Source organism: Streptomyces sp. NPDC050703, assembly GCF_040654435.1.
In the GTDB taxonomy this organism is placed as follows: domain Bacteria; phylum Actinomycetota; class Actinomycetes; order Streptomycetales; family Streptomycetaceae; genus Streptomyces.
In genome coordinates this window covers 219,801-227,276 of the sequence record NZ_JBFAHX010000009.1, presented here as the reverse complement: position 1 = coordinate 227,276, position 7,476 = coordinate 219,801, and the positions used below count along the sequence as shown (strand labels likewise).

Here is a 7,476-nt window from a genome sequence, read left to right as displayed (position 1 = left end):
GGTCGGTGCGTGCGATCGGCGTGCGGCGTCCCCGGTCATGTGGCGGAGCCACCTGTCCGGGGGCGCCGTGCGGCGAGCGGGCGTGCCGGGCGTCGGGGCGCAGGCGAGGGTTCAAAGACAGGCTCTGAGACCTACGGCCCGGTGACCGCCGCGGCCTCGTCGAGGTAGCGCCGCACCGGACCCAGGGTGAGCATGCCGCTCGCGCCCCCGGCGTCCTCGGCGCGGGCCCGCCGCAGGGCGGCGGCGGCACGCGCGGCGGCCCCGGGCTCGCCGAGGCGCGCGGCGGCGTGGGCCGTGAGGCACCACAGCGCCTCCTGGAGGTGATCGCGCGGTGGTTCGGGCTGGGCGGCGAGGGCGGCACGGGCACCGTCCACGTCGCCCCTGGCGAGGAGGACGAGGGGCCGGGCCCACGGCAGGTGCGGCCCCCAGTCGAGGCGGGGACCGGTGGGCGCGGGCCTGCCGTGCAGCAGCCGGAGCCCGAGCAGGGCGAGCGGCAGCAGACCGCGGTGGAGGCCGGGCATGCCCGCTTCCGCGAGGGAGGCGTCGGCGGCACGGTAGGCCGCGGCGGCCTCGGCGGGCGACGGACCACCCGGTTCGGCGCTGCGGCCGGCGAGCACCCGGGCCCCGAACCACGCGGTGAGCACGGGCACGAGCGGTGACTCGTGCGCGGCGGCAAGCTCCTCGGCGGCCACGGCATGCGCCTCACCGGCCGTGAGACGGCCGAGCGCGGAGGCGGACTGGAGCCGTACGAGCCGCCCGAGGATGCCGAAGGTCGGCACCTCGTGCCGGGCGGCCAGCGCGACGAGTTCGGCACCGACGGCGTCGCGCTCCTCGGCGAGGCCGGGCCGGGCGAACGACTGGAGGAAGACGCCGTTGAGCGCGAAGGCCAGCAGGGCGGGATCACCGAGCCCCCTGGCCAGCGCCTCGGCCTCGCGCGCCGCCGCGGCGGCGGTCGCCCCGCCGGTGGCGGACATGTCCCCGCTGCGGCTCTCGACCGCCACGGTCGCCAGGAGACGGGCCCGCAGCCCGGGCGGGCCGTCGGGGCCGAGCGCGGCGAGGGCGCGCCGGGCCGCCGCCACCACCGAGCGGGACTGCCCGGGGTCGTCCGGCCGGCTCCAGATCGCCGGTACGTCGTACGCGCCGATCACCCGCGCGGTCAGCGCGACGTCCCCCGTGCGCTCCGCCGCCCGGATGGCGGTGAGGCGGTCACGGCGCGAGGAGACCAGGGCGTCGCCGCCGGCGATGGCGAGGGTGCGGGCCAGGCTGACGGTCGTGCGCGGCCCCAGCGGGGCGCCGGTGCCCGGCCAGGGGCGCGGCCCCGGCCCGACGGACGCCGACCCGTCGAGCATGGCACTCTCCAGGCGCCGCAGCTCGGGGCCCGGGTCGAGGCCGAGCTGCGTCACGAGCACGGCGCGGGCCCGGCGAAGGGTGGCGAGCGCGTCGGCCCGGCGCCCGTCCCGGTAGAGGGCGCGCGCGAGGAGGCCCCAGGCCGGCTCGCGCCACGGATGCTCGGCGACGTGCTCGCGGAGCGCCGCCACCAGCTCGGCGCCCGCCCCGCCGTCGAGGAGGACACCCGCCCGCAGCTCGACGCCCTGCAGGCGCAGCTCCTCCAGCCGGGTGCGCTCCCGCTGCGCCCACGGGGCGTCGGGGAAGTCGGCGTAGGCGGGCCCGCACCACGAGGCGAGCGCGTCGCCGAGGGCGGTGACGTCGTGCGGGGGACGGCGGGCCGCCGCCAGGGCGTCCTCGAAGCGCTGGGCGTCCACCGCCGTACGTGGCAGGCGCAGCGCGTACCCGGGGCCTTCCGTGACGAGCAGCCGCGGCGGGGTGCGGGGCGCCCTGCCGGGTTCGACGGCCCGGCGCAGCGCGGCGACGAACGTCCGCAGGGCGCCCAGGGAACCGGTGCCCGGCTCGGCCCACAGGTCGGCGACGAGCGCGCCGGTGGTGACCAGCCGCCCCTCGGCGGCGGCCAGCCGCGCGAGCACCTCGCGGTGCCGGGGCCCGCCCAGGTCGATCGCGCCGCCGTCGTCGTGCCACGCCCGCACGGCGCCCAGTACGTCCATCCGCATGCCCCCATCCTTGCGGCACGTCCCCGGCTCCGCCGAACCGCGCTCATCGGACGCTGATCCGCCTCGTGCACCGTGACCGCGTCAGTCAGGCGAACCCGCCACGACGAGAGGAACCGCAGTGCCCCACACCCCCGCACCCGCCATCCCCGGCTTCACCCCCGTACGCCTGCCCGGCGCGGGCGGCGTCGAACTGTCCGCCGCGGTCGGCGGCAGCGGCAGCCCGGTCGTGCTGCTGCACGGCTTCCCCCAGACGCACCTGATGTGGCGCCACGTGGCGCGGCGGCTGGCGGACGACCACCTGGTGGTCTGCCCCGACCTGCGCGGTTACGGTGCGAGCGACAAGCCGCGGGCCACGGACGACGACGTCTACTCGAAGCGGACCATGGCCGCCGACATCGTGGCCCTGATGGCGGAGCTCGGCCATGACCACTTCGCCCTGGTGGGCCACGACCGGGGCGCCCTCGTCGCCTTCCGGGCGGGCCTCGACCACCCCGGGACCATCACCCACCTGGGCATCCTCGACGTCGTACCGACCCTGGACATGTGGGACGTCCTGCACGGCGTGTCCGCGGCGGTCGGCTTCCACCTGTTCCTCATGGCGCAGCCGCCCGGCCTGCCGGAGACGATGATCGCCAACAGCGCGGACGCGTTCTTCGGCTCGTTCCTCGACACCTGGGCCAAGGACCCCGGCGCGATCCCCGCGCCGGTACGCGCGGAGTACCTGCGGGCGAGCGCGGCGGCGGTCGACTCGATCGTCGCCGACTACCGTGCGTCGGCGGGCGTGGACGTCGTCCAGGACCAGGCGGACTCCGACGCGGGCTCGCAGTTCGCCATGCCCGTCGCGGTCGTCCAGCAGGACTGGGGAGCGCGGCTCGACTACGACGCGGCGGCGGTGTGGCGGGCCTGGGCGCCGAAGCTCGACCACCACCTCACGGAGGCGGGACACTTCATGGCCGAGGAGGCCCCCGACGAGATCACGGCGGTGATACGCCGCCTGCTCGCGGCCTGAAGCGCCGTCCGCCGCCCGCCCCGCGCACGCGGCCGAGCGTGACCATGCGCGGTCACGCCACCCTGCTGACACTTCGTCAGGTCTCTGTCATGCTGCTCGGCATGACAGAGGTCCCGGCAGCAGGTGGTGCCCCGCGCGCGGTGCCCGAGGTGTTCGCTCCGGCACGGCTGGGGCCGCTGCGGCTGCGCAACCGGGTCATCAAGGCGGCCACCTTCGAAGGGATGGCACCGCACTCCCTGGTCACCGACGAACTGATCGACTACCACCTGCGCCCCGCGGCCGGCGGCGTGGCGATGACCACGGTGGCCTACTGCGCGGTCACCCCGGAGGGCCGCACCCGGCGCGGCCAGTTGTGGATGCGCCCCGAGGCGCTGCCGGGGCTGCGCGGGCTCACCGCCGCCGTACACGGGACGGGCGCGGCGGTGGCCCTGCAACTGGGACACGCGGGCCCGGTGGCCGACGCCCGCTCCAACGGGGCTCCGGCGCTGTCACCGATGGGCGGGTTCAACCCGGTCGGCCTGCGCCGCGACCGGGCGGCGACCGTACAGGACCTGCGCCGTGTCGTGGAGGCGCACGCCCGGGCCGCCGCGCTCGCCGCGACGGCCGGGTTCGACGCCGTGGAACTGCACCTGGGCCACAACTACCTTGCGAGCGCCTTCCTCAGCCCCCGGCTCAACCGGCGCACCGACGAGTACGGCGGCCCACTGCGCCACCGCGCACGACTGGCCCTGGCGATCGCCGCCTCGGTGCGCCAGGCGCTGGGGGACCGCGTCGCGATCACGGCGAAGCTCAACATGACCGACGGGACACGCGGCGGACTGACCGTGGAGGAGAGCCTCCAGGTGGCCGGGTGGCTGCAGGAGGCCGGCTCGGTGGACGCCCTGACCCTCACCGCGGGAAGCTCCCTGCTCAACCCCATGTACCTCTTCCGCGGCGACGCGCCCGTCAAGGAGTTCGCCGCGCGGTTCCCGCGACCGCAGCGCCTCGGCATCCGCCTGCTGGGCCGCAGGTTCCTGCGCAGCTACCCCTACGAGCCGCTGTACCTGCTGGACAAGGCGCGGCTGTTCCGCCGGGAGCTGACGCTGCCCCTTGTCCTGATCGGCGGGGTCACCGACTACGACGGCATGGAACGCGCCATGACGGAGGGCTTCGACTTCGTGGCGATGGCCCGGGCGCTGCTGCGCGAGCCGGACCTGGTGCACCGGGTGCGCCGCGACCCGTCGACGCGGTCACGGTGCGTCCACTGCAACAGATGCATGCCCACCATCTACACCGGCACGCACTGCCCGCTCGTCGACTGAGGCCGCCCTGCCGTCGCGAGGAGCCGTTCCGGATGAACCCCGGTATCTTCCGGTGGGGGCCCGCGTCCCGCGCAGGGAAGCACCCCGCGCCTCGCGCTCCCCGCGGTACGACCCCATGGTGATTCACCGGCTCGCTGCCCGCCGTCATTCCGCTCGTCGCACCCGACTCGTCGCCCCCGACTCCTCGCACTCGACCACGAAGGACGCCGGCACACCGTGAAACCTCCCGAGACGCTCCTGGTGATGGACGAACGAGCACTCACCATGCAGTTCTCCCCCCAGGAGATGACCCGCCTCCACGCCGCGGCCACGCTCGGGGACCCCGTCGTGGCGCACGAACTCACCTCCGCCTCGGCGAGGCGCAGACTCGCCGAGGCGGAGGTCCTGCTCACCTCGTGGGGCTGCCCCCGCCTGGACGAGGACGTCCTCGCGGCGGCGCCGCGGCTGAAGGCGGTCCTGCACGCGGCGGGCTCCGTCCGCGGGCACGTCACCGACGCGGTCTTCGACCGGGACATCCTCGTGACCACCGCGGCCGACGCCAACGCCGAGCCGGTGGCCCACTTCACCCTCGCCGCCGTCCTCTGGGCCTTCAAGAAGGCGCCCTTCCTCGCCAACGACGCCCGGCGCTTCCGCGACGACTGGAGCTACGTCGAGAGCCGCGGCGAGCTCACCGGCGTAGGCCGGACCGTCGTCGTGGTCGGGTTCTCCCGCATCGGCAGCCGACTGGTCCGGCTCCTGCGCGACCTGGACCTGGCGCGTGTCCTCGTCGTCGACCCGGTGGCCGACACCGCCGACGTCGTCGCCGCGGGCGGCGAGCCCGCCACCCTGGCCGACGCCCTGCCCCGGGCCGATGTGCTGAGCCTGCACGCGCCCGCCCTGCCCGAGACCCGCCACATGATCGGCGCCCCCGAACTCGCGGCCCTCCCGCCCCACGCCGTACTCGTCAACACGGCCCGCGGCAGCCTCGTCGACACCGCGGCGCTCGAAACGGCCTGCGCGGCCGGGCTGCACGCCGTCCTCGACGTCACCGAACCGGAGCCCCTGCCCGCCGACTCACCGCTGTACACCCTGCCCAACGTGATGCTCACCCCGCACATCGCCGGCTCCCTCGGCTCCGAGGCCCGCAGGATGAGTGCCCTCGCCCTGACGGAACTGGAACGCTACGCGGCCGGACTCCCCGCCCTCGCGCCGATCACCCGGAGCGGCCTGGCGGTACAGGCGTGACCGGCCTCCCCGACAATCCGCGCGAACGCCCGGCCTGGGTGGGGACACGGGCCCTCACGGCTCGGGGCGCTCCCTGACGACGTCCAGCGGGTCCTTGTCGTCGCGGAGGCCCTGGTAGCGGGGGTGGCGCAGCAGGCCGTCGCGGGTCCACTCCGTGAAGGCGATCCCGGCGACGAGTTCGGGCCGCACCCAGCGGGCCGTCCGCTCGGGCCCGCGCCCCTCGAACGGCGAGGCGCTCACCTCGCGCGCGTCGAGTTCCCGCCGCAGGGCGAGCAGCGTACGCCGGTCGAACCCCGTGCCCACCTTGCCCGCGTACCGCAGCCGCCCGCCCTCGTAGTAGCCGATGAGCAGCGCCCCGAGGCCGGTGCGGCTGCCCGCGGGTTCCGTGAAGCCGCCGACCACGAACTCCTGGGCGCGCGAGCACTTCAGCTTGAGCCAGTCGTCCGAGCGGCGACGCTGGTACGTGCTGTCGGCCCGCTTGGCGATCAGCCCCTCCCAGCCGCGCCGGCACGCGTCCGCGAGCAGTTCGGCGCCGCCCTCGTTGCGGTGGGCGCAGAAGCGCAGCGGCGCCGCGAACGTGAGCGAACGCCGCAGCAGCGACTTGCGGTGGCGCAGCGGAAGCCGCCGCACGTCCGCGCCGTCCAGCCGCAGGAGGTCGAAGACGTAGTACGTCACCGCCACCTTGCTCGCCGCGACATCGGCGGGCCGCGTGAGCCCCATCCGCTGCTGGAGCAGCGCGAAGTCGGTCCGGCCCCGCGAGTAGGCCACGATCTCGCCGTCGATGGTGAAGTCCGCGCAGCCCTGCCCGGCGAGGGCGTCGACGATCTCGGGATAGGTGGCGTCGAGCCGCCGTCCGGAGCGGGACAGCAGGGTCACGTCGCCCCGCTCGCGCACCGCGAGCACCCGGATGCCGTCCAGCTTCCGCTCGAAGACCCAGCCCCGCGGGAACTCACGCCGGTCGCTCAGCGTCGCCAGCATGGGCGTGGCCGCGAGCTCGGCGCCGGGCGCGGCCTCGCGGACGCGCCCGTACAGCTCGGGCGGCAGCGTGTCCAGCGGGCCGGTCACCGCCGCTCACCGCGGTCCGGCTCCCACGTCGCCGCGTCCGGCGCCTCGGCGACCTGCCGCAGCGTACGGCCGCTGCGCGCGGAGCGGGCCCGCCGGGGATCGGGCGTTCCGGTGCCGCTGCCGCCGTGCCCCGACCCCTTCCGTACGAGGAGCCACGTCGGCTTCTTTCCGGAGGCCGAGCCGCCGCTCCTCTCCTCACGGCCGTGGAAGCGGGTGAGCGCGTAGGGCCCGCGCAGCTTCTCGCCGTGCAGCTCGAACGTGGCGTGCCCGTTCTCCAGGGCCCGCGCGAACGGCACCGGGCGGTCGCGCCTGTCGTGGCTGGTGGGCCGGTAGGTGCCCTGATCCCAGACGATGACGGTTCCGCCGCCGTACTCACCCGGCGGGATCACCCCCTCGAAGTCCCGGTACTCCATGGGGTGGTCCTCGGTCGGCAGGGCGAGCCGTTTGTCCCGGGGGTCGGTGGAGGGCCCCTTCGGCACCGACCACGACTTCAGGACACCGTCGACCTCCAGGCGGAAGTCGAAGTGCAGGGAGCTGGCGTCGTGGATCTGCACGACGAAGACGGGGTCGCGGTCCCCGGCGGCCGGCTCGCCGCCTGGTGCGACGGCCGTCCGGCCGGGCGTGCCTGGTTCACCGGCTGTCCGGCCGGGCGCTTCCCCGGGCGTCGCACCGCTCGGTTCGCGCGTCCTGCCGAAGTCCCGCTTCCCGCGGTAGGCCCGCAGCGCGTCCCTCTCGTCCTCCTCGGCCTCCTGGCTCTTCTCGCCCTTCTCGCTCACGGCGGCGCTCTCCTCTGTCGGGGCCGCTGGCTCGT

The 7,476-nt window shown here is 75.7% G+C and carries 6 protein-coding genes; 3 read left to right on the top strand and 3 right to left on the bottom strand.

Going from position 1 to position 7,476, the window contains the following annotated elements; genetic code table 11:
- Nucleotides 1-131 precede the first annotated feature (131 nt).
- Nucleotides 132-2,066, bottom strand: a complete 1,935-nt coding sequence (locus AB0I16_RS12150) for an AfsR/SARP family transcriptional regulator (protein WP_363249230.1) — start codon at nucleotides 2,064-2,066, stop codon at nucleotides 132-134.
- Nucleotides 2,067-2,184: 118 nt separating this feature from the next.
- Here AB0I16_RS12150 and AB0I16_RS12145 point away from each other — a divergent pair, with 118 nt between their 5' ends.
- The 3 genes from AB0I16_RS12145 (at nucleotide 2,185) to AB0I16_RS12135 (ending at nucleotide 5,600) form a co-directional block, all read left to right on the top strand.
- Nucleotides 2,185-3,075 carry an alpha/beta hydrolase gene (locus tag AB0I16_RS12145; RefSeq protein WP_363249229.1) on the top strand — a complete coding sequence of 297 codons (891 nt, stop codon included), beginning with the start codon at nucleotides 2,185-2,187 and terminating at the stop codon, nucleotides 3,073-3,075.
- A 101-nt stretch (nucleotides 3,076-3,176) separates the two neighbouring features.
- A complete protein-coding gene (locus AB0I16_RS12140; protein ID WP_363249228.1) occupies nucleotides 3,177-4,376 on the top strand; it encodes an NADH:flavin oxidoreductase in 1,200 nt (399 codons plus the stop codon).
- 243 nt (nucleotides 4,377-4,619) lie between these two features.
- Nucleotides 4,620-5,600 carry a hydroxyacid dehydrogenase gene (locus AB0I16_RS12135; protein WP_363249227.1) on the top strand — a complete coding sequence of 327 codons (981 nt, stop codon included), beginning with the start codon at nucleotides 4,620-4,622 and terminating at the stop codon, nucleotides 5,598-5,600.
- Between the two features lie 54 nt (nucleotides 5,601-5,654).
- On the opposite strand, the gene ligD is transcribed toward AB0I16_RS12135, so the two are convergent.
- Together ligD and AB0I16_RS12125 are read right to left on the bottom strand one after the other, a co-directional pair.
- Nucleotides 5,655-6,665: a non-homologous end-joining DNA ligase gene (gene ligD, locus AB0I16_RS12130; RefSeq protein WP_363249226.1), complete on the bottom strand. Its 1,011-nt coding sequence runs from the start codon at nucleotides 6,663-6,665 to the stop codon at nucleotides 5,655-5,657.
- Nucleotides 6,662-7,441: a DNA polymerase ligase N-terminal domain-containing protein gene (locus AB0I16_RS12125; protein ID WP_363249225.1), complete on the bottom strand. Its 780-nt coding sequence runs from the start codon at nucleotides 7,439-7,441 to the stop codon at nucleotides 6,662-6,664. Before AB0I16_RS12125 ends, ligD begins: the two co-directional genes overlap by 4 nt.
- Nucleotides 7,442-7,476 lie beyond the last annotated feature (35 nt).